The organism is Micromonospora inositola (genome assembly GCF_900090285.1).
GTDB lineage: Bacteria > Actinomycetota > Actinomycetes > Mycobacteriales > Micromonosporaceae > Micromonospora > Micromonospora inositola.
The window spans coordinates 6,391,062-6,411,973 of record NZ_LT607754.1 but is presented as its reverse complement, the minus strand read 5'-3'; the positions used below and the strand labels follow the sequence as shown (position 1 = coordinate 6,411,973).

Sequence of the window (20,912 nt, the reverse complement as noted above, 5' to 3'; positions counted from 1 at the left end):
GGCCACCACGCATCGCGTAGCGAAGCTGCTCGATGCTGGATGCACATGGATGACGTTCCTCTGTTCTCAGGGGGCGGATTTTCCGCCAGCGCGCTCGCGGGAACGTTTGATGCTGGCAATCTCGCCCTTGATTGGCCACCAATAGAAAGGAATGAACGCGGCGAGCACTGCCACGCCGAGAACGGGATGCCATGCGCCCAGCGCGGTGCCTACGGCAATCCATACGGGCGCCGGATGAAAGCGTCTGCTGATCGCCGCCGCGCTGGCCGAGTCGGTGGTCGGAGCCAGCAGGCGGCGGCCGTGCCGCGCGTATTCCCAGATGACGTTGAACTGGATGGCCGCTACCTCGTAGGAGATCCCGTAGAAGACGACGGCAGTTCGCTTTCCATGACCGGACTCAAACGCGTTGGCTAGGACAGCGGAGGCGAATGGAAGGAACGCGATCTGCATCAAAAGGAGGGTGTTGAAGAGCAGTACCAGGCGGTCTGCGGAGCGCATGTGATCAAACATGACGTGGTGGTTGACCCACATCTGGCCGATGAGCAGGAAGGTGAGGAAGTATGCCGCATATGAGGGCCAGAGTTCACGGAGGCCCTTCAACAGGTGTCGAGTGTCCTCGGGCGGGCGGATTTCCAAGATAAGCAGCGTGACGGCGATGGCAATGACCGCGTCACTGAACGTGACGACTCGACTGGGGTCTCGCTCCGCACCTACCGGATTGCTTAATCGGTCCTCGTGATCGCCGGCGGTCGAGTTGTTGCTGGCGGTGCGAAACCAGGGCATGCGCTTTCGCCCGACTGCTCAGGAGCCATACGTCGCGCAGCGACGGTGGCAAGCGAGGGACGTCCGCCATCGCCCTCTGACCTGCCTGGGCAGACTTTCTCGTACTTTCCTACGAGCCATCTCGGGCCTCCTCGGCGCGGAAATGGTTGACTCCAACCTGGCAGCCTTTCCCGCGGTTATAGGTAACAAACCCGCACTCGACCCGCCCCTCGCCTGCCGCGAGCGGGGCGGCGGGCATACAGCATTGCCACGGTCCGCTGACGATCAGGTACGCTGGCCCCCGCCATGCGGGCATTGGACCGGCGGGAAACAGGTCCCCGGTCTGCGCCTCACCTCGGGTAGGAGGTCCAGGTGACACTGGCCGACCTGTTCCGGTACGCAGGCGGCACGCTGGATGGTGATCCGTGGCCGCTCGTGCGGGAGTTGGCCGTGAGCGGTGACCGCTCGGCGGCAGCGTCCGTGCAGGCCGCGCTGGAACGCTACGCGCGCGAGCGCAACTGGTACGGCCGGGACCTGATGGCGCACGTCTTGGCCGGACTGTCCGGGGCCGAAGTGTTCCCGCTGCTCCTGCGGGTCTTCGCTGGCGCGCTGCGCAGCGAGGACGACGATGACGGGGAACGGCTGGGCATGGCGTTGAGCGCTGTCATGCGAGCCGATCCGGCCGGCTGCCGGGCCGTCATCCTCCCGGTGCTCGCCGGCGATGATCCCGACTTGCGCAGAGCCGCGCTGTGGGCGCTGCGCGATGTGTTCGAGTCGTCCGACATGGGGACGCTGCGCGAGGCGCTGGCCGATCCCAATCCGGCAATCCGGCGGACCGCCCTCAACTCACTGCCGAGCGTGAACAACAACCCACAGGCATGTGAGCTTGTCGTCACGGCCTTGCAGGATCTGGACGCCTGGGTCCGGCACGATGCCGTGCTCCTGCTGGCCTGGTCCGCCCCGGCGGCGGTCGTGGATCATCTGGTTTCGCTGACCTCCGATCCCGTCTGGTACGTCCGTTCGGTGCTGGGCGAGGCGATCGGCCGCAGGGCCGCGAACTCCGACCGCGCTCCGGCCGCAGCCGCCGCCCTGCGCGAGCTGCTCGCCGACTCCGAGCCGTCGGTGCGGGCCGGGGCGGTCCGCGGCCTTGGCATGCTGGGCGTGTCGCTCGACGCACTGCAGTCCAGGACGGACGACCCAGACTGGTGGGTACGCGCCGCAGTCGCGGATGTCCTCGCCGTCAATCTGCGACGCTGGCCGCCCGCACGTCCGCTGCTAGCCCAACTGACCGGCGACGCAAATGCGACCGTGCGGGAAACCGCAAAGAAAGCACTTCACGCCTCCGAATAGCGCCCGGCCAGAACTACTAACAGAGCCATCCGGACGCAGTCCACGGCGGCCAACCCGGCACGCGCTCATAGCCGCTGACAAAGCGCGGCGTCCGCGAGGCGCTCGTCACCGTCCGTCCCCACCGCCGGATCGCTCGCGTCGTGTCGATCTGGGGCGGACGGCCCTGCGTTAGGCAGACTGTCCCAGTCCGCGTACGACCTGCCCCTGCTGCGCGGCGAGGACGCCGACCCGTCCTGGGACGCCGCAGCCGGTGTGTAAGCACCGGGTGGCTCAACGTCCGACCGCCTGGTCATCAAATCTGGTGTTTCCCGAGCTGTCGGCACATTAGTCCCCGGGCTTCCTCGTGGGCTGGCGGATTTGGGTGGACAGGGGATGCGACTCGCGGTGAGGTGTTCGGATGGGTGACGCTGCTGTGCGGATCTCGGCCGCCCACGCGGATACCGCTGATCTCACCCCAGCCGGCGACGACTGGGCTGTCGTATCCGGTGTGCCATGTCAGCACATCGCGCTGCCCTACCCGTGGGCGACCATCGGGCGGGTCCTCGCGTTGCCCGGTCCGCCCACCGCCGACCAGGTGATTCAGGTGGCCGACTGGCTGCGCGCCAGGTCACGACAGTGGACGCTCATGGTTCGGGCCGAGGACGAGCACCAGGTCGCCGGCTTCCAGCGGTGGGACCTGATGCCGGTATTGGCCCTGCAAGGTCAGCCTCCATCGCGCCCTCGATCGGTGGCCGACATCGGACCGGCCGGCGACCGCGACGAGTTCCTCGTGCCCTATGGAGGCGAACTGGCGCCCTTGGTCACCGACGCTCACCTTGCCTCCGGACGGATGCATCACCTGGTCGCGCGGGTCGGCGGCGAACCAGTCGGCTGCGCGCGGGTGCGGCTCATGGCCGACACCGCGTACCTGGGAGCCATCACCGTGCTTCCAACCTGGCAGGGCAAGGGAATCGGCACGGCGCTGAGCATCGCGGCGGGTGAACTTGCCGGCAGGTACTCAGACCTGGTCTGGCTGCACTGCACCCCAGGTTCACGGGCCCTCTACGAACGGCTCGGGTACCGCCAGGTCGACGACCATGCCCTACTCGTGCCCGTCCAGGGACCTAGTTGACGGATCGGTGTGCAAGTTGACGGCCTTCCGTGATATCCCGAGGTCGACATTGCTGCTTGTGATGGGTGAGCAGGTTGGGAGCAGTGGGCTGCGCTGAACTGCACCCAACGGCGCTCAACTGCACGCAACAGCGCCGGCTCCCACTCTGGTACTCCGATCTCACGGGTAACGCTCTGACCAGGGGTTTCTGGTCGGTGAGCTCTTCGGCCGGACCGACTGGTGGCTACACACCCGCATGGCAGCCCTCAACCTCCGCCGCCTGACCAACCTCTGCCTGCACCACCCGCACGGCACCTGGACACTCGCCCCGATCGCGTGACACCCCCACCGACCCCCCCACATCCGGCCGCTTGACCGCCGCCGCCGACCCGGGACATCCTGACCAGTGGTGGGCGGGTGACCACGTTGTCGACCCCAGGGTCTGCCGCCGCTGCGACCTGCTGCTCTGGTCCATCCGCCGACGCCGTCACCAATCCCGAGCCAAGACCAGCCACTACGCCCGACAAGCCCTCATCGAGCCATGATCACGATCCCCGGCTGGAGTACTAGTTGTACTGCCGGCGGTTGGACTCCTGCCGGATCGCCTCGGTGAGATCCCGCCAAGTGCCGGCCGAGGTCTTCATCACGACCATCGACCGGGCGGAGGCTTCGTTGCACGGACGCGGCCGGACGAGGCGCGCAGTTCTTACAAGCGAGGGGTCGCAGGTTCGAAGCCTGCCGCCACCATCAACTACCAGGCGAAACCCGCCCGGCCTCTGCGCCGTCGGCGCGCCGGCCCTCGTCGCCACGCGGATAGTGGTCGTCGAGGTCATACCCGCCCCGAGCGGCCCCCGACCGGGCAGTATGAGGAAAGTACGGCATATGAGCTGTCCGACCGCGCAGCCGGCTGGTCCGGCCCATGAGCATGTCGGGTCGGCGGGGCAACCGGAGGGGGATCCATGGTTGGCGGCACACACCACCGGACCGCGACTGTCGACGGCCTCGACGTCTTCTACCGTGAGGCCGGCCCGCCGGACGCGCCGCCGCTCGTCCTGCTGCACGGCTTCCCGACCAGCTCGCACATGTTCCGGGAGCTGATCCCGGCGCTGGCCGACCAGTACCACGTGGTGGCTCCCGACCACATCGGGTTCGGCTACTCTTCGGCGCCGTCGCTGGCCGACTTCCCGTACACCTTCGACGCGCTCACCGACGTCACCGCCAGCCTGCTGGACCAGCTCGACATCCGCCGGTACGCCGTCTACATGCAGGACTACGGGGCACCGATCGCGCTGCGGCTGCTGCTGCGCCGCCCCGAGAGCATCTCCGCGATCATCACCCAGAGCGGGAACGCGTACCAGGAAGGTTTCGTGGAGGCGTTCTGGAAGCCGCTGTTCACATATGCCAAGGAGCCCGGACCGAAGACGGAGGCTGCCGCGCGGCAGGCGTTCACCGAGGAGATGGTCCGCTGGCAGTACGAGACCGGTGTACCTGACGTCAGCCTGGTCAGCCCGGACGCCTGGCGGCACGCTATGGAGGTACTCGCCCGGCCGGGCAACGACGAGAACCAGCTTCAGCTCTTCCGGGACTACAAGACGAATCTCGACATCTATCCGCAGGCGCAGGAGTGCTTCCGGCAGACCCAGTTGCCGCTGCTCGCGGTGTGGGGAGCCAACGACGAAATCTTCGGCCCCGACGGTGCCCGCGCCTTCGCGCGCGACCTGCCCGACGCCGAGATCCACCTGCTCGACACCGGGCATTTCGCCCTGGAGACCCACGTCGGCGAGATCGCCGGGCACATCCGGGAGTTCCTCGGCCGGCTGCAGCTCCAACCGATGATGGCAGTTTCCAAGCGGTGACCCCTGTTCATGAGTTGCGCGGCGCGCGACCCCCTGCCGGATCAACATGAGCGCGGGCGACCCAGGCTGCCTGTCGTGGGGGCCAGGCTCGGGGGAGCGAGATGGGAGCAGACGGGTGCACCCAACGGCAGTCAACTGCACCCAACGGCGCCGAACAGCGCTCAACGGCACGCGCGCCCAGCTGCAGCTCTGTGTTTCCGCAGGTCAGAGTCGGTGCAGCGTCCTGCTTCACACCGAAGAGGTCACTGGTTCGATCCCAGCATCGCCCACCATGAATATTCGCAGGTAGCGAGCCCGTCGCCGGAACCGCCGATAACGCGCTTTCGCGCTGTTGCGCCTCACTATCCGTCGATCCCCGAGTAGCGCCGTTGCGGAGTTACGGCGGATCTTGGGCCGGACGCGCCTTGATTAACGGCCGGGCGGCTGGTGTGTCGACTGGCCGACGGGACTCATCAAGTTCGGCCCGTTCCGCCGCGCTGGCGTGAGCGATAGTTGGTGAGGTTCCGGTGGATGGGCGGGTTCCCCTGCTATGGGCGAACCCCCTCTGTGGCCGGCCGGCGATGCGGTCACCAGGGCGGCCGGGCGTGAACGCCAGGGGTGTTCAGCGGCAGCTCTGGCGGCGACCCCGACCCGCGGGAACGGTTCCGGGAACTGGCCACAGACCTGGGGCGCTGAACATCTGACCGGTTTCAGTCGACGCGCAGGCTCACCAGCGCGCCGGTCAGCTCCTGTTCGGAGTACTGGCGGAGGTCCCGGTCGGCGACCATGACCAGGTAGGCGTTCTGCCGGGTCGGCACCCCGCGGACGGAGAACCAGAATCGGCAGGTGCCGTCGGTGAGCGCCCGCGGATCGGCCAGCCTCCCGGCGGCCAACCCGCCTGTGGTCGTGATGAGCACCGGGGCACCGTCGATGACGTCGGCGTGGGCCCCGGTGCCGGCGCAGCCGCCGTGGTCGTCCCTGGTGAAAGATGCGCCGTCGCCGAGCACCACCGCGCCGGAGACCACGAAGGTACCGGTGGTCGGCCGGCTCGCCGCGGCGCGGGTGCGCGGTCCGCTGTTGTTGAGGAACATGGTGAGGGCGAGTCCGAGCCCCGCAGCGGCGCCGGCCCACATCCAGACCGGGTGCCGTGAGGTCGGCTCCGGGTGCAACGGCTGCATGGGATCCCCTGCGCGGTCAGGCCCGCCGGTGTCCGGCGGGACGGTCAGGGGAGTGTCGTCGAAGATCGTTTATCTTCGCAACCCCGCTCAGCGCATCGAGGGGGGGCCAGCAGAAGGCCCGTCGCAGCGCTCCGCGGGGTCGCCCGTGCCCTCAACTGCCAGCCGGCGCCACGCCCGGGGCCGTGACTCAACCCGATCCCCAAGCTGACAGTGCTCTGACGGTATCGGGACGCGAAGGTTGTGGCCGAGAGGCTCCTCGCAGTCGGTTTCCTCTGGAGTGGAAGGATGTCCTGCAGGCGCGTGGCCAGCCGCGCTCAGCATCGTGGCGCTCAACAGGAACTCACCCGCTCGATCGGGACCACCAGGGCGGCGCTGAAGACCAACCCCAGCACGGAAACGGCCAGGCATGGCCAGGGGCGCCCGCGGGGGCTCGACACTCCGCGCCAGGCGACGGCGATCGACAGGACCGCCGTCAGCGCCATCAGTGCGCTGAGCAGGATCCGGGCGAGTATCGCCCATTGGAACCGGTCCATGGAGTCGTCCGGACATGGTTCCGAGGGGGCGAAGGCCACCAGGCTGTAGAGGCAGCCGAGAAGCGCGGGCAGGGTTAGCAGCACGGTCATCGACGTCGCCGTCACCACAGCCGCGCGGGATCGCATGGACCGGAGGTTAGGCATCCACGGTCGCGGCGGCAGCACGACCGGGCGACAGGCCGGTACCCATTCCCAGCAGGACGCCGCCCGGAGCACCTACCGCGCCTCTCTGAACTGACCGGTAGGGCCGACAACATGGGTCCGGCTCCTCTGGGGTGGTCTGGTTTCGGTGGGCATGCCGTCGGGATGGTCCGTTTGCACGGGCCAAACCTGCTAACATGCTGCGGTTTTGTCACGGGGGAGGAAACGCGATGTACGGGGAAATGCGGACCGTGGAGTTCAGCCGTATACCACCAGCCCCGCCACCAGCGCCACCACCGCCGCCGGTCCGGCGCGGCCGGCGTCGCCTGCCGTGGGTGCTGAGCGGTCTGCTGGCGCTTCTGCTCCTCGGCGGCGCGCTGTACGCCGTCACGCCACTGCGGCACCCGCTGCCCAACCCGACGGTCGAGCTGACCCTGCCCGTGTCGATGACCATCCCCGGTACGGCGCCGCGACTGCCCTGGCCGCGTTCGGGCCAGGCGATGATCTCGATCGACGGGCTCGGCACGCTCGGCACCTCCGGCGGATCGAAGTCGCTGCCGATCGCGAGCGTGACGAAGGTGATGACCGCCTACGTAATCCTGACCGAGCACCCCCTCGCCGTCGGCGCGCAGGGGCCGAAGCTCACGGTCAGCGCCGAGCAGGCCGCCGCGTACCCGGCGGAGAAGGCGCGCGGCGAGTCGCTCGTCGAGGTGCGGGCCGGTGAGGTGATCACCGAACGGCAGGCGCTGCAGGCGGTACTGCTGCCGTCGGCGAACAACATGGCACGCATCCTTGCCGCCTGGGACGCCGGCAGCGTGGCCGCATTCGTTGAGAAGATGAACGCCACCGCGGACCGACTCGGCATGTCCGGCACTCACTACACCGACCCGTCCGGCCTCGACCCCGACACCGTGAGTACCGCCCGGGACCAGGTGGTCCTGGCGAGCAAGGCGATGGCGTTGCCGGCGTTCGCGGAGATCGTCGAGCAGAAGCAGGCGACCCTGCCGGTGGCCGGTACGGTGAAGAACTACAACGAGCTGGTCGGCCGCAACGGCGTGGTGGGAATCAAGACCGGCTCCACCGACGAGGCCGGCGGCTGCCTCGTCTTCGCGGCGGTGGTCAACGTCGGCGGCCGGAAGCTCACCATCGTCGGTGCCGTACTGGGCCAGCCAGGCGCCGACACCCCGGTCCAGCTGGACCGGGTGTTCGCGGTGACCCGGTCGCTGCTGCGGTCCACGGTGGCCGCGCTCGCCGTCCACACGCTGGTCGAGGCCGGCGAGCAGGTTGCCACCGTACGGGGCCCGCTGGGCACCGGCACCACCATCAACGCCGCCGAGAAGGTCGACGTGGTCGGCTGGCCGGGCCTGCAGGTGCGGATCGACGCCCGGATCCCGGCCGTGCCGTGGCGGATCGCGGCCGGAGCCGAACACGGCAAGCTCACCGTCACCGCCGGAGGTAAGCCGGTCGGCACGGCGCTGCGCACCGGTACCGGTATGGAACCGCCGAGCACCTGGGAACGCATCCGCCACCACCGCTGACCATCGCTGCCGGCGCGGGTATCACCGTCAGCCCGTCCCAGCCCGCCATGTGCGGCGTGCGGTCAGGGAGAGCACCCGGACCCGGTACCGCGTCTCCTCAACAGCGGCCTTTAGCCTGGGCTGAGGATCACCAAGACTAGGCGAATCCCCGTTTCGTTGATCCAGTTACTGCAAATGCGGGGACCCAGTGGGCGCCACGCGCGGTGGTTGCGTCACGCCCAGTCAGGGTGGACGCGCCGGCTCAACGTCCGGTCGTGCCGATGAGCGAATCAGCGGAGCCCATCCGTGTTCCTGGATACGACCGGGCCGGACGCGCTTGGCGCGCAAGCGTTGCCCGCGGTCCTGGGGTCACACCGACCGTCCGGCCGTCGACGTTGGCGTCATTTGTCGGGACCCGGTCGGTCAGAGGTAGCTGAACAACGGAGGAAGACCAGGAGATTGGCCAGCAGGATGACGTTCTCCCCGAGCGCCGCCGCCTTGTTGGGTGTGGTGCCGTACTCGGTGATGTGCCCGGTGCTTTCCAGCAGCACCAGCACATCAATGGCCAGCGCGCTGACCGCGAGGGCGAACTGCAGCTTGTCGAACAGGCCGGGCGGGGCCAGCGGATCGCGGGCTGAGATCGAGTAGAGCAGCAACCCCAGCACCACGACCAGCAGGAGGTTGAACAGGGTCAGCGCTCTCGCGACGTCCGACTTTGCCGATGAGCGATCGTCGTTGCTTCAGACTTCTGCTGCCCATGATCGGGCGGCTGGGTCGCGCGAAAGACCGAGCATTGACGGTGCAGATCGTGTCAGGATGCTCGGCATGTCTCGTCGCGCACTGAGCTTCGGAGTGATGGCGGAAGCATACGAACGGTTCCGGCCGGGGTATCCCGTGGAGCTTTTCGACATGGTGATGACGTACGTGGGTCAGCCGGTTCGGACTGCCCTCGAGATTGGCGCTGGTACCGGCAAAGCAACCCGTCTGTTCACTCAACGGGGGGTCACGGTCACCGCGACCGAGCCCGACGGGGCCATGCTCGCCGAGTTGCGTAAGCACGTGCCAGCAATCGTCAAGACCGTGCAAGCCGCGTTCGAGGACTTGCGACCGGGCGGGAGCTACGGGCTGGTTTATGCGGCAGCGGCGCTGCATTGGACGAACCCGGAGGGTCGGTGGTCGCGCATGGCCGCGCTGCTGGAGCCGGGTGGCGTGTTTGCCTCGTTCGGTGGACCAGTCCAGCTCGCTGACCCGGCTGTGGAGGAAGCTGTTCGCGCGGCTCGGGCACCGTTCTTGGAGAGCGACGAGGTTCCGTCTCCAGATGGGACGCCTCCGGGACGTGACATGCAGTGGCCGGGTACGGAGCTCCAACGGTCTGAGTGGTTCGCCGATGTTCAGCAGTCTGTGATCGAGCGGCGCTTGACGATGAGTGGTCGCGACTACGTTGGCCTTCTCTCGACCATCTCGGCTTATCTCGAATTGCCGACCTCGGAGCAAGAGCAGGTATATAGCCGGATCATGCAGGTCCTGCCCGAGACGGTCGAGATTGCCGCCGACATCACCGTCCATCTCGCGCGTCGGCGGCGCTGCGAGCAGTAATGCCTCGATGGTCAGATGTCCACCCCTGCCAACGGTCACTCGGACATCTGCTGATCGCGCGTCGCGTAGGCACGACTTTGCCGATGTCAGGATGTGCCAGGAACCGCGATCAGGGTCCGTGGAGGGAGTCCGCAATGCTTGGCATGTGCGGGTCAGTGACAGCGCTCGGTCAGTTCGGACCGAGCGGCGAGGGATGGGTCGGTTGATAGACGCCCAGGGAGCCCCCACCAGGGAGCGAGACACGGGTAAGGGTCCCCCATCGCTCGGCCTTCAGTTCTGAGCAGGCGACGCCCCGTTCAGACATCTGCCTCACGAACGCCCCGACGTCGTCGCACATCAGATAAAGCTCATGCCGGTCGCCGGCGTCCGCCGGATGTACGGCGAGCTCCGCGGGCGGTAGGGCGAAAATCAGCCAGTCATGGCCGGCATCGACGTAGGGATACTCCATCACGTCACGGAAGAAGTCGCGATCGGCCGTGGCGTCCTCGCTATAGATGATGACGTGTGCTCCTCGGATCACGTCCTGACTCTACTGGGGCCTCGCTCATGCCGAGCAGAACATCCGCTCATGGCACCCCTGCATGTCAAGGCGCCGCCGAAGCCAAGGGTCTGGGCTGGTTGGTGGCGGGTCCGGGAAGTGGCTTGTCCGAAGGGCCGATGTCCGGGGTCAGGTCGGTCACGCTGGATTGCAGAGTCGTCCCCGAGTGCCCTCCCGGGCCTGCCACCTGCCGTCGTTTCTGGTCGGCGATCATGCGGGCGTAGGCGACGTTGGACAGTCGCCGTTTCAGGGCGCGCATGGCTTCAATCGAGGTCTTTCCGGCCGTCTTCTTCGCGTCGAAGTGGGCGCGGCCTTCGGTGCGGTTGCGCAGCTGAACGACGGCCATGATGTGCAGGGTCCGGTTGATGCGGTGAGCCATTCCGGGCAAGGCCATGGTGACGTTGCGTGATGGTGGACCTGTGGCGTGCGGAACCGGCGCGGACCGGCAACCGTCTCGCAGCAGCTGGCGTCGAAGGCACGTGGACACACTTCTGGACGTGCTTGTGTTTCTCGCGGTGGCGCTGCTCGGATATTTCATGGGGCAACGCTTCCCGCATCCGGGTGAGTGGATCAGGCGGTGGGGCAGTCGTTACCGCGCGGCCGTGGTTCGGCCGCCAGGACCGTGGCGTTGGTGGTCACGGCTGCTGCTCGTGGTAGGTGCGCTCGCCGCCACGGCGCTGGTGTGGCCGATCATCCAGCCGGGAGATCCCGTCGCGGACGAGATGTTGGAGCCGGCTGAGGTCGCCGTGATCGTCCCTGTGGTCCTTGTGTTCCCGGTCGCATGGGCCCTACTGGGCCGGTCCAGGCCGTATGCCTGGCGCGTCGCTATCGCGCTCGCCGCGTGTGTCGCCGGGTGGTCGCTGTGGAGCGTCACGTTCGCCAGTTACGGCACGCCGCCCAACATCGATGACGGACTGCGCTGGTACTTGGTGGGGACAGGCGTCATCGTCGCGTCCGCGACCGCGGTCGAGTCGTGGCAGCGGCGGCCGCGGGACCTGTTGACCATGCGCTGGGCGGCCGGCGCGCTCGTATGGATGATCGGCGTGGCTGCTGCCTTCGCAATACCGGTCGTCGGCGACCAGCAGGTGCCGCCGCGCGACACGATCCTACCGCTGCCTCCGGCGATGACCGTGGTCCACGAGGAGGCGCGGTGCGCCATGCCCGAGAACTTCGGTTTCGGTTCCCGCTCCTGCTTACGCCGATTCACGGTCGCCGCCACCGACGGGGCGAACGTGCGAGAGTTGGCCCGGCGGCTCGGCGAGCATCTGCAGCGAACCAAGGGCTGGCCGGCCACATGGTACGACTCGTCTACCGCCCATTTCCCATGCCGACGGATCGGCTGGCTCAACCCCTACGAACTCTGCCTCGAACTTCGGCGCGACGAATCGACGTCGACCGTGAAGCTCGAGCTCGCGTACTACAACGGACGAGAGCGTGTCGTCTACTGAGCCATTTCGCGCCGGGTGTTGATCGCTGAATGTTGTCATGTGGTGCGGGCGTGGTCGAAGTGGAGGAGCACGAGGGCTGCGGCGACGATCTTCCCGAGCCGCCAGGGATCCTGGCTGAGTCGACGGACGTGGCCGGGTGGCGTTTCGGCATACCCCGCATCGGGCTTGACGCACCGCACCGCGCTCAACCTGGGGTGCACCCTGGGGTGACGTAGTCGTGGACGGTGCGCGCGAGTTGTCGAACCGTCTCGCTGCCGCTCTGGAATGGGCCGGCGGTGAGGAACGCGACGGCGATCTCTGCGCGCGGAGTGAGGCAGTAGCCGACGTCGTGGGAGACGTCGGACAGGTCGCCCGTCTTGTGTGCGAGGGGGGTACGGGGCGGCAGGGCGGCGGGGATCTTGGTGTTGAGGGTCTGCTTGCGCATGAAGTCGATCATCAGGTCACGGGAGGACTCGGTGAGGATCTGGGCGTCCCAGACCGCGCCGAGCAGCGAGATGACGTCGTCCGGGCTGGTGTAGTTCTCCCCGCCCCGGTCGTTGGCGTCGTCGAAGAACTTGTGGGCCAGGACCGTCTCGCGCTGGTTCATCGAGTCGATCAGGGCATTGACGGGCGCGAACCCGCCGAGCTGGTCGATCAGCACGTTGGCGGCGGTGTTGTCACTGTACTCAATCATGTATTCGGTGAGCCGGTGGATGGTCACCACCTGCGGGATCGCCTCGAACTTCAGCTTGCCCGTGCCGCCGACCACGTCGGCGCGGGTGACCAGCACCCCTCGGTCGAGCGACAGTTGCCCGCAGTCGACCCGGCGCAGCAGCTCGACGAGGATCCACAGCTTGATCACGCTGGCCGCCTTCGGCCGGAACGTGCCGTTGACTGCGATCTGCTGGTGGCCGTACCGGCCGGAGAGGTCGCGCACGGTGACGCCGGCCCGGTTGTTGGTCGTGCCGGCCGCGACCCGGGCGAGTTGCCCGGTCAGCGGGGGCAGGCGACGGCCGGCGGAGTCGGTGGGTGGCTGCGGATCGGTGACCACCTCGCCGACCAGCCGATCCGGTTGCCGGTGCCGGCGGAGCACCTCGACCACGCCCCGGGTGCGGCCGGCCAGCGGCACGCGGTAGGCGTAGGTGGTACCCCCGGCGGTGACCACCCCGCTCGCGGTGCCGCCAGCGACCCGCATCCGCGGGTCGGCGACCCGGCCGGTGTCGCCGTCGCAGGCCCGGTAGCGGACGGTGCGGTGGCCGGTGTCGACTGACAAGACCCCGCCGGCAAAGGCCAGCCACGCAGCAGCGCTGACCGGCCCCCGTACTGGCCCCCATGCGGCCGCCGGCTCGACGCCGTCAACTGCGGTCGGCCCCGAGGTGCCGACCAGCGCGAGCAACGCGGCGGCCCCGACCGCCGTCCATCGCCGCCATTTCGGTGGTACGCGGACAGGCCCCTCCCGTGACCGCGAAGATGAGTGCCGGGATCGCATCTTCGCCATTTCCATACGATATCTGTCCTCCCGGGTTGGGTCCCGGGATCCGACGTGGCCAGCTTCCGGAACTCGTCGGCGCGGACGGGTGACACCGGCACCGGCGCTGCCGACGGGACGGTGAGCTGCATGGAGGTTGTCCGTCCAGCGGACGATCAAGGGAAAGGGAGGCACCCACTCCCTTCCACTCTCAACATATACCGCACCGGGGGACTTGCGGCAAGACCCGGGTCGTGCCGCAGAATTGCCGCCCGAGGCCAGAACCTACGGAAATGGGAGTCGCGAAATGCGTCTGTTGCTGTCGACGATCGGGTCGCGCGGGGACGGGGTTTCATGCTGATGTGCATAGTCTTCACCCAAGCAGAACTCGACTACCTGGCCACGCAGCGCATCGGGCGGCTGGCCACCGTCTCGCCTGACGGGCAGGTGCAGAACAACCCGACCAACTTCTTCGTCGATGCCGGCACTGGCACGATCGTCATCGGCGGGGGCGCGCTGGGCTCGTCGAAGAAGTTCAAGAACGTCCAGCAGGGCAGCACGGTCGCGTTCGTCGTGGACGACCTGGCGACGGTCGATCCGTGGGCGCCCCGAGGCATCGAGATCCGGAGCACGGCGGCGGCGCTGACGGACCACGAGCCGCCCCTGCCGCACCTCTCCCGGGAGATCATCAGGATCACACCTACCAAGATCGTCTCGTGGGGGCTGGACGGGCCGCGAGCGAGCCGTACGGTGTGAAATCTCGCTAGGACGGGGCCACACAAGCCTGAGCGGGTGGGGGATGGCGACGTAGCACACGCGGTGGAGCGGCCTGCGCAGGCCGCTCGCCATGCTGTCGCGCCTGGACCGGTTGGGCGACGTGCCGGTCGTGGTCATGCTGCCGTCGCCGCACCACCCGCCGCACCCGCTGCCGAGCCAGCCGTTTCCGCCGGACGTGACCGACAACCGGGTGCTGTGGGACCTGGACGCCCAGAGCTATAACGCGCTGTTCGGCGCGGCGCTCAACATCCACCGGGCGTCGATCGGCCTGCCCCCGGTGGACAACGTCCGCGGCCACGTCCTGGGCGGCGCGACGACGCGTACGCGCAGGTCGTCGCGGCCGTGACGGGCGCCGCGTTCCGCACCGCGATGATGCGCTGGGCCACGGCGGGCTACGGCGCGGCCCCGCTCGCCGACCAGGTGGACGAGGCGTTCGCGATGCTCGCCGACGGCCTGGCCACACCCACCCCTAACACCGAGGAGAGCTGATGACCGTTCAACCCGAGCCGGGCGCGGCCGGCACCCCGGCGGCGATCGCGCCGGACAACCTGGCCGTGGCCGGCGTGCCCGTGGCCGCCGAGGCGGCCGCCCGCGACGAGGTGCCGGCCGAGCAGTCCGGGCGGATGTCGCACGCCGAGGTGATCCAGGCGCTGATCGTGATGGCCGCGATGATCCCGCCGCGCGAGCTGGGCCGCTACTCCGGCGTCTTCGGTGCGATGTTCGGCGCGGCCACGATCGCCGGCCCGCTGATCGGCGGAGTGCTGGTGGACACCTCGTGGCTGGGCTGGCGCTGGTGCTTCTTCATCGGCATCCCGTTCTCGCTGGCCGCGATCGCCCTGCTGCAGAAGACGCTGCACCTGCCGGTCGTCCGTCGGCCCGTGAAGGTCGACTGGCTGGGCGCGCTGCTGATCATGGCCGGCGTCTGTACGCTGCTGATCTGGTCCAGCCTGGCCGGTCAGCACTTCGCCTGGGGCTCGTGGCAGACCGCGGCGTTCGTCTGCGGCGGCGTGCTCCTGCTCGCGCTCGCGGTGTGGACCGAGTCGCGGGCCGAGGAGCCGATCATCCCGCTCGGCATCTTCCGCAACCGCACGGTCACGCTGACCGTGGTGGCCAGCACGCTGGTCGGCGTGGCGCTGTTCGGCGGTACGGTGTTCCTGTCGCAGTACTTCCAGGTAGCGCTCGGTAAGTCCCCGACGGTGGCCGGCCTGATGAGCCTGCCGATGATTTTCGGGCTGCTGGTGTCCTCGACGGTCGCCGGACAACTCATCACGCGGTTCGGGCGTTGGAAGGCATACCTGGTGGTGGGCTCGCTCGTGATGACTGGCGCGTTCCTGTTGCTCAGCACGATCGACGCGAAGACCAGCGTGGTGCTGCTGGCGGCGTACATGGTGGTGCTCGGGATCGGGGTCGGCATGCTCATGCAGAACCTCGTGCTCGCCGCGCAGAACGGCGTGCCCGCTGCCGAGTTGGGCGCGGCCACCTCGACGCTCACCTTCTTTCGCAGCATGGGCGGCGCGATCGGGGTGAGCGCGCTGGGCGCGGTGCTCACCAACAGGGTGACCTCGCTCTTCGTCGACCACTTCGGTGCGGCGGCGACCGGGGGCGGCAGCGCCAAGGTGCCCGACCTCGAGATGCGCGTTTGATCTTCCCGAACGCCTTTCCCCCAAGGCCGGCCCGGCGCTGATCGCCGGCGACGAGCAGCACTTCGCGGCCATCGCGGAGAGCCTCGAGCAGTCGATCGCCGACCTGTCCGACCGCCTCGATGCCGCGCGCAAGGCGGCCGGCGGCAAAGGCCAGGCGGCGATGGACCGGGACCTGGAGATCCACCGGCTGACCGCCCGCCTGCGCGCCCTGCGTCGCTTCGGTCTGGACCTTTGCCTCGGCCACATCGTCAGCGCAGACAACCCCGAGCCCGTGTACGTCGGACGACTCGGCCTCACGGACAGCGCGGGTCGTCGGCTGCTGCTCGACTGGCGCTCCCCGGCCGCCGAGCCGTTCTTCGGCGCGACCCACGCCAACCCGATGGGTCTGGCACGCCGCCGCAGGTATCGCTGGACCCGCGGCCGGATCACTGACTACTGGGACGAGGTGTTCACCTCGGACGGGTTTGAGGGGCATGCCGCGCTCGACGACCAGTCCGCCTTCATCGCCAGCCTGGGCGGCAGCCGGTCGGCCCGGATGCGAGACGTGCTCGGCACCATCCAGGCCGACCAGGACGCCATCATCCGCGCCGGATCCCGCGGAGCTCTCGTCGTCGACGGCGGTCCGGGTACGGGGAAGACCGTCGTCGCTCTGCACCGCACCGCCTACCTCCTCTACTCCGACCCTCGCCTCGGCCACCGCCGGGGCGGCGTGCTGTTCGTCGGTCCGCACCAGCCCTACCTGGCCTACGTCGCCGACGTCCTCCCCAGCCTCGGAGAGGAGGGCGTGCAGACCTGCACCCTGCGGGATCTCGTCGCCGAGGGAGCTTCGGCGACCATCGAGGCCGACCCGGACGTGGCCCGCCTGAAGTCGTCCGCGAACCTGGTGGAGGCGATCGAGGCGGCCGTCAGGTTCTACGAGGAGCCGCCTGCCAAGGGGATGACGGTCACGACCCCCTGGTCCGACATCCGGCTGAGCGCCGACGACTGGGCCGATGCGTTCGACGCACCAGAGCCCGGTACCCCGCACAACGAGGCGCGCGACCAGATACTGGAGGAGCTGCTCACGATCCTGACGGACAGGCACGACGACGACGTCCCGGCCGACCAGCTCCGGACGTCGCTGCTGCGAAACAAGGAGCTGCACACGGCCCTCAACCGCGCGTGGCCGCTGCTGGAAGCGGCCGACCTCGTCGGAGACCTGTGGTCGGTACCCGCCTACCTGCGCAAGTGCGCTCCCTGGCTCAGCACCGACGACGTCCGGCGACTGCAGCGCAAAGACGCCCAGGCCTGGACGGCGTCCGACCTGCCGCTCCTGGACGCGGCACGGCAACGGCTCGGCGACCCGGAGGCGTCACGACGTCAGCGTCGGCACAGCGCCTCGGTCGCCGCCGAACGCGAGCACATGGCCAGGGTCGTCGACGACCTGCTCGAAGCCGACGACGACGGTGAAGGCGTGGTGACGATGCTGCACGGACAGGACATGCAGGACGTCCTGGTCGACGAGACCGCACTGCCCGGCACCAACCCGGACCGGCTCGCCGGCCCGTTCGCGCACATCGTCGTGGACGAGGCTCAGGAACTGACCGACGCAGAGTGGCAGATGCTGCTGCAGCGCTGCCCGTCCCGCAGCTTCACCATCGTCGGGGACCGCGCCCAGGCCCGGCACGGCTTCACGGAGTCATGGCAGGAACGGCTCGAGCGGATCGGGCTCGACCGGATCAACCTGGCCTCCCTGACCATCAACTACCGGACGCCGGAAGAGGTCATGGCGGAAGCCGAGCCGGTCATCCGGGCCGTGCTCCCGGACGCCAACGTGCCGACCTCCATCCGCACCAGCGACGTTCCGGTCGTACACGGATCTGTTTCGGATCTGGGGTCGATCCTCGACACCTGGCTCGCCGCGCACGCCGACGGGATCGCCTGCGTCATCGGCGATGCCACGTTCCGGGCGACGTCCCGCGTCCGATCGCTGACCCCGGAGCTGTCGAAGGGGCTCGAGTTCGACCTGGTCGTCCTCATCGACCCCCAGGCGTTCGGCAAGGGCATCGAAGGAGCGGTCGACCGCTATGTCGCGATGACCCGAGCGACCCAGCAACTCGTCATCCTCACGAGATCCTGACAACGTGAACGCCGCCTGACGATCATGAGGACCGCTACCTGCTGCAACCCGTTCTCGAACAGGGTCGCCAGGCGCGAACGTCCGGCACCCGGCCGCGCCACGATCACCTCCTTGTCGTAATTGACGATCCGACGGGCGAAGGTGTCGACGAACGTGTCGAGTTCCGTGTCGGGCAGGGCACGGTTGACCCATCCGTACCGTTCGGCCAGCTCGGCCGGGAAGTCGTCGCCGCCGAGCAGCGCCTCGAGCGCCCGTCCGCGGCCGAGCAGGCGGGGCAGGTGGGCGGTGGAACCACCGCCCGGTACGGCGCCCGACAGCGATCTCGAACTGCCCGAAGACCGCCCGCGACCGTGTCCCTGGGTGACGTCACCGCAGGGCATCACTCGCAGGCAGGGGACAACGGCCATCGCGGCCGAGGCCGCCTGGCTAGGACCAAGACCGAGACTGGGCCTCTTGATCCGCTGGTCCGCATGGTTTGGCTGGAGCCGGAAGGGCCTTACCGGTTACCCAGCCGGCGCGCCAACTCGCGACCCAGCACACCGAATCGCCGGTGACCAGTGCTCTCCTTGCCCAGCTATCCTTCGTCCCAGCCCTCCTGCGCCGTGCCTCACGAAGTTTTCCTCGCGGTGCCGAAGAGGCGTTTCAGCCGTGTGGTGTGCTGGGGCAGGCCGCGCAGCCGGGCCAGGAGCAGGGACTCCACCAGCTCGTCCAGAGCCGCGTCGATGACCTCCAGGTCGTCCGCACGCAAGCACGGGTTCCGGCGGGCCAGCCTGCGCAGCTCCGCTGCGGTGACGGCGCGGCTGTAGTGGTGCACCTGCGCGACGAGATCCGAGGTGGGGTCGTTCGGGTCCGGGCCATCGTCCGGGCTTGGGGCCGGGATCGATCGACGAGCCTTCGGTGGCGGGTCAGTGGCCATGGCGCCCGCTCCTGAGCGTGCCGGCCCCGTGGGCGGTGTGCAGGCCGCGGAACGGCGTGGTGACGCCGTCGTAGCGCAGCCGCAACATCATTCCCTGATGTGCGTGCGGCAGGTTGTGGCAGTGGTTCATCCAAATCCCGGGATTCGTGGCCCTGAACGCTACCTCCCACACCTCCCCTGGACGGACGTCGAACGTGTCCATCCACAATGGGCTACCGGACGCCGGCGTACCGTTCCTGGACAGGACCAGCACGGAATGTCCGTGCAGATGCCAGGGGTGCGTCTCGAGACTCCGGTTGACCACGGCGAACCGGACGAGATCGCCCTCGGCGACGAGCTGATCCGCGATCGATGGGTGACCATGGCCGCTCACCGTCTGCCCATAGGCCGGCCGGCCGTCGACCATGGCGACACCACGGTCCAGAACCATGGTGAAGTGCCGGTCGGCGCGGCTGCCGGCATGGAACGGCACGGCGGCCGGTGTTCCGTAGCGCAGCAGGTCGAGTTCGGGCCATCCGGAGGTGTCCTCGACGGCCGTGTCCTCGCCGGCGGTACCGGCCTGGTTGCGCGGACGCAGCCGGAGGCCGCCGGCGTGGTCGTTGTCGAGGACGAGCGCCACCGGAGTGTCCGGCATGACGAAGACCAGGTCGGACCGTCCACCCGCGGGCAGGCGCAGTCCGGCGTCGCTGACCTCGCCGGGCTGGTTGAGATCGCGGCCGTCGACGGCCGTCACCCGGAAGGGCGTTCCGGCGAGCGCGAACCGGTGGGGATTCGAGTCGGTGTTGACCAGCCGCAGCCGCGCCTCGGTGCCGGCCGCCGCGGTGTGTTCTGTGCGCCCGTCCTGATCGGCGAGCACGGCAGTGTCGTCGAACGTGTGCACGGGCAGCGTCAGATCCAGTTGCTCGGCGTTGTCCACCCGCTGTCCGCGTGGTGTCACGACGAGGGTCCCGAAGAGTCCCCGGCGCACGCCACGGTGAGACGCCTGGTGGGTGTGGTACCAGTAGGTTCCCACCTGATCGGCGCGGAAGCGGTAGACGAACTCGTCGCCGGGTGCCACCGCGTCCTGGGTCACGCCCGGTGCGCCGTCTTCACCGCACGCCACGTCGTAGCCGTGCCAGTGCAGGGTCACTCCGTCTTCGATGTCGGTGTTGCGCAGCGTCACCTCGATCAGATCGCCGGCGGTGGCGGTGATCGGCGGACCGGGTACCCGGCCGTTGTAGGTCCATGCCTGGATCTCACGTCCGGACGGGAGCCGGACGGTGGCGGTCCGCGCGGTGAGCGTGTACTGCCGCCTCGTGCCGCCGGGTGCCGGTGCGCCGGCCCCCCGCAGATCGGCCACCGACACGGGCGGTCCGGGGCGGGGCGACCGTCCCGGACCGCCTCCGGTTGCGACGGATTCAGCCGGCACGAACAACAGACCGACGCCGGTTGCGCCGGTACTCGCCACGACCGCTCCGCCCGCCAAGCCGATGAACCGACGGCGCGGGATCCCGGGCGTTCCGTGCGGTGCCTGGGTGGGTGCGATGTCGGGGTCGCCGGTGGTGTCGACCGGCGCCGCGACGACGCGCGCGGTCAGCAGCGCGCCCACGCCGACGACGGAGGTGGCGATCAACGCGGTGCTCCAGGTCAGGGGATAACCGACCACGAGGGTCACGACGAGCCCGGCCAGGGCCGCGTATCCGGCGGTGAGCAACAGGACCACGCCGGTCGCCGCCCGGTTGGTGGGTGCCCCGGCTTCCGGCGCTCGCCGCGCCGCGAGCAGTCGCGGGCCGGCGATCAGGACGGCGGCCAACCCGACGGTACCGAGCATGGGCAGACCCAGCAGCACCTTTTCCTGTACGAACCACCAGCCCCGACCGGCGAGCATCGCCACGGTGGTGACCCGGGCAAGAGTCACCAGCACAGCCGCCGCGAGGAGGCCGAGCGCGAGCTGGGTCCGCCGGGTGGCCGCGGTGGCGCCGGTCGCGGACCACGCGGCGGCGCTCAGCAGCGCGACCACGTGGTCCACGATGATCAACTGAC

Annotated in this window: 22 protein-coding genes; 12 read left to right on the top strand and 10 right to left on the bottom strand. The window is 68.8% G+C overall.

Annotated features, from left to right (window positions below; genetic code table 11):
• Positions 1 to 66: 66 nt before the first annotated feature.
• The gene (locus tag GA0070613_RS30420; protein ID WP_197699014.1) at positions 67 to 783 is read right to left on the bottom strand and encodes a TMEM175 family protein; all 717 of its coding nucleotides are present in this window, start codon (positions 781 to 783) and stop codon (positions 67 to 69) included.
• Positions 784 to 1,134: 351 nt separating this feature from the next.
• Here GA0070613_RS30420 and GA0070613_RS30415 point away from each other — a divergent pair, with 351 nt between their 5' ends.
• From GA0070613_RS30415 to GA0070613_RS30405, 3 genes are all read left to right on the top strand, one after another.
• Positions 1,135 to 2,112, top strand: coding sequence for a HEAT repeat domain-containing protein (locus GA0070613_RS30415; RefSeq protein ID WP_089015427.1), 978 nt, complete (start codon positions 1,135 to 1,137; stop codon positions 2,110 to 2,112).
• 397 nt (positions 2,113 to 2,509) lie between these two features.
• Positions 2,510 to 3,223 carry a GNAT family N-acetyltransferase gene (locus GA0070613_RS30410; protein WP_089015426.1) on the top strand — a complete coding sequence of 238 codons (714 nt, stop codon included), beginning with the start codon at positions 2,510 to 2,512 and terminating at the stop codon, positions 3,221 to 3,223.
• 938 nt (positions 3,224 to 4,161) lie between these two features.
• The gene (locus GA0070613_RS30405) at positions 4,162 to 5,058 is read left to right on the top strand and encodes an alpha/beta fold hydrolase (RefSeq protein WP_089015425.1); all 897 of its coding nucleotides are present in this window, start codon (positions 4,162 to 4,164) and stop codon (positions 5,056 to 5,058) included.
• 689 nt (positions 5,059 to 5,747) lie between these two features.
• Here the strand turns inward: GA0070613_RS30405 and GA0070613_RS30400 are convergent.
• Together GA0070613_RS30400 and GA0070613_RS30395 are read right to left on the bottom strand one after the other, a co-directional pair.
• Complete coding sequence (locus tag GA0070613_RS30400) at positions 5,748 to 6,215, bottom strand: hypothetical protein (protein ID WP_089015424.1); 468 nt, start codon at positions 6,213 to 6,215, stop codon at positions 5,748 to 5,750.
• Positions 6,216 to 6,544: 329 nt separating this feature from the next.
• Entirely contained in the window at positions 6,545 to 6,874 is a 330-nt protein-coding gene (locus GA0070613_RS30395) for a hypothetical protein (RefSeq protein WP_157746588.1), read from the bottom strand.
• A 350-nt stretch (positions 6,875 to 7,224) separates the two neighbouring features.
• Between GA0070613_RS30395 and GA0070613_RS30390 the strand changes: the two genes are divergently transcribed.
• Positions 7,225 to 8,427, top strand: coding sequence for a D-alanyl-D-alanine carboxypeptidase family protein (locus GA0070613_RS30390; RefSeq protein WP_231929579.1), 1,203 nt, complete (start codon positions 7,225 to 7,227; stop codon positions 8,425 to 8,427).
• Positions 8,428 to 8,807: 380 nt separating this feature from the next.
• Here the strand turns inward: GA0070613_RS30390 and GA0070613_RS30385 are convergent, their stop codons facing one another.
• On the bottom strand, positions 8,808 to 9,074 hold the full coding sequence (locus GA0070613_RS30385) for a hypothetical protein (RefSeq protein WP_231929578.1): 267 nt from the start codon (positions 9,072 to 9,074) through the stop codon (positions 8,808 to 8,810).
• 148 nt (positions 9,075 to 9,222) lie between these two features.
• On the opposite strand from GA0070613_RS30385, the gene GA0070613_RS30380 reads away from it, so the two are divergent.
• Positions 9,223 to 10,002 (top strand): class I SAM-dependent methyltransferase, encoded by a 780-nt coding sequence (locus GA0070613_RS30380; protein WP_231929577.1) that lies wholly within the window; start codon positions 9,223 to 9,225, stop codon positions 10,000 to 10,002.
• Positions 10,003 to 10,171: 169 nt separating this feature from the next.
• On the opposite strand, the gene GA0070613_RS30375 is transcribed toward GA0070613_RS30380, so the two are convergent.
• Both GA0070613_RS30375 and GA0070613_RS30370 read right to left on the bottom strand, forming a co-directional pair.
• Positions 10,172 to 10,522, bottom strand: a complete 351-nt coding sequence (locus tag GA0070613_RS30375; RefSeq protein ID WP_089015420.1) for a VOC family protein — start codon at positions 10,520 to 10,522, stop codon at positions 10,172 to 10,174.
• A gap of 64 nt (positions 10,523 to 10,586) precedes the next feature.
• A complete protein-coding gene (locus GA0070613_RS30370) occupies positions 10,587 to 10,919 on the bottom strand; it encodes a hypothetical protein (RefSeq protein ID WP_197699013.1) in 333 nt (110 codons plus the stop codon).
• A gap of 118 nt (positions 10,920 to 11,037) precedes the next feature.
• On the opposite strand from GA0070613_RS30370, the gene GA0070613_RS30365 reads away from it, so the two are divergent.
• Positions 11,038 to 11,988: a hypothetical protein gene (locus GA0070613_RS30365; protein ID WP_157746587.1), complete on the top strand. Its 951-nt coding sequence runs from the start codon at positions 11,038 to 11,040 to the stop codon at positions 11,986 to 11,988.
• 184 nt (positions 11,989 to 12,172) lie between these two features.
• Here the strand turns inward: GA0070613_RS30365 and GA0070613_RS30360 are convergent, their stop codons facing one another.
• Positions 12,173 to 13,240, bottom strand: coding sequence for a serine hydrolase (locus GA0070613_RS30360; RefSeq protein WP_157746586.1), 1,068 nt, complete (start codon positions 13,238 to 13,240; stop codon positions 12,173 to 12,175).
• A 549-nt stretch (positions 13,241 to 13,789) separates the two neighbouring features.
• Here GA0070613_RS30360 and GA0070613_RS30355 point away from each other — a divergent pair.
• From GA0070613_RS30355 to helR, 5 genes are all read left to right on the top strand, one after another.
• Positions 13,790 to 14,191 carry a PPOX class F420-dependent oxidoreductase gene (locus GA0070613_RS30355; protein ID WP_231929576.1) on the top strand — a complete coding sequence of 134 codons (402 nt, stop codon included), beginning with the start codon at positions 13,790 to 13,792 and terminating at the stop codon, positions 14,189 to 14,191.
• Positions 14,192 to 14,282: 91 nt separating this feature from the next.
• Complete coding sequence (locus GA0070613_RS30350; RefSeq protein WP_197699012.1) at positions 14,283 to 14,558, top strand: hypothetical protein; 276 nt, start codon at positions 14,283 to 14,285, stop codon at positions 14,556 to 14,558.
• Positions 14,555 to 14,701 carry a hypothetical protein gene (locus GA0070613_RS32520; protein WP_157746585.1) on the top strand — a complete coding sequence of 49 codons (147 nt, stop codon included), beginning with the start codon at positions 14,555 to 14,557 and terminating at the stop codon, positions 14,699 to 14,701. The genes GA0070613_RS30350 and GA0070613_RS32520 overlap by 4 nt, the downstream gene beginning before the upstream one ends.
• Positions 14,701 to 15,855, top strand: a complete 1,155-nt coding sequence (locus GA0070613_RS30345; RefSeq protein ID WP_408630967.1) for an MFS transporter — start codon at positions 14,701 to 14,703, stop codon at positions 15,853 to 15,855. The genes GA0070613_RS32520 and GA0070613_RS30345 overlap by 1 nt, the downstream gene beginning before the upstream one ends.
• On the top strand, positions 15,797 to 17,974 hold the full coding sequence (helR, locus tag GA0070613_RS30340; RefSeq protein WP_089015417.1) for an RNA polymerase recycling motor ATPase HelR: 2,178 nt from the start codon (positions 15,797 to 15,799) through the stop codon (positions 17,972 to 17,974). The genes GA0070613_RS30345 and helR overlap by 59 nt, the downstream gene beginning before the upstream one ends.
• On the opposite strand, the gene GA0070613_RS30335 is transcribed toward helR, so the two are convergent.
• From GA0070613_RS30335 to GA0070613_RS30325, 3 genes are all read right to left on the bottom strand, one after another.
• Positions 17,920 to 18,381 carry an enoyl-CoA hydratase/isomerase family protein gene (locus GA0070613_RS30335; protein ID WP_157746584.1) on the bottom strand — a complete coding sequence of 154 codons (462 nt, stop codon included), beginning with the start codon at positions 18,379 to 18,381 and terminating at the stop codon, positions 17,920 to 17,922. The two genes, helR and GA0070613_RS30335, sit on opposite strands and share 55 nt — an antisense overlap.
• A 200-nt stretch (positions 18,382 to 18,581) precedes the next feature.
• Positions 18,582 to 18,890, bottom strand: coding sequence for a hypothetical protein (locus tag GA0070613_RS30330; protein ID WP_157746583.1), 309 nt, complete (start codon positions 18,888 to 18,890; stop codon positions 18,582 to 18,584).
• Entirely contained in the window at positions 18,880 to 20,682 is a 1,803-nt protein-coding gene (locus tag GA0070613_RS30325) for a multicopper oxidase family protein (RefSeq protein WP_231929575.1), read from the bottom strand. Before GA0070613_RS30325 ends, GA0070613_RS30330 begins: the two co-directional genes overlap by 11 nt.
• A 16-nt stretch (positions 20,683 to 20,698) precedes the next feature.
• Here GA0070613_RS30325 and GA0070613_RS33875 point away from each other — a divergent pair, with 16 nt between their 5' ends.
• The gene (locus GA0070613_RS33875) at positions 20,699 to 20,911 is read left to right on the top strand and encodes a hypothetical protein (protein WP_231929574.1); all 213 of its coding nucleotides are present in this window, start codon (positions 20,699 to 20,701) and stop codon (positions 20,909 to 20,911) included.
• Position 20,912: the final 1 nt, after the last annotated feature.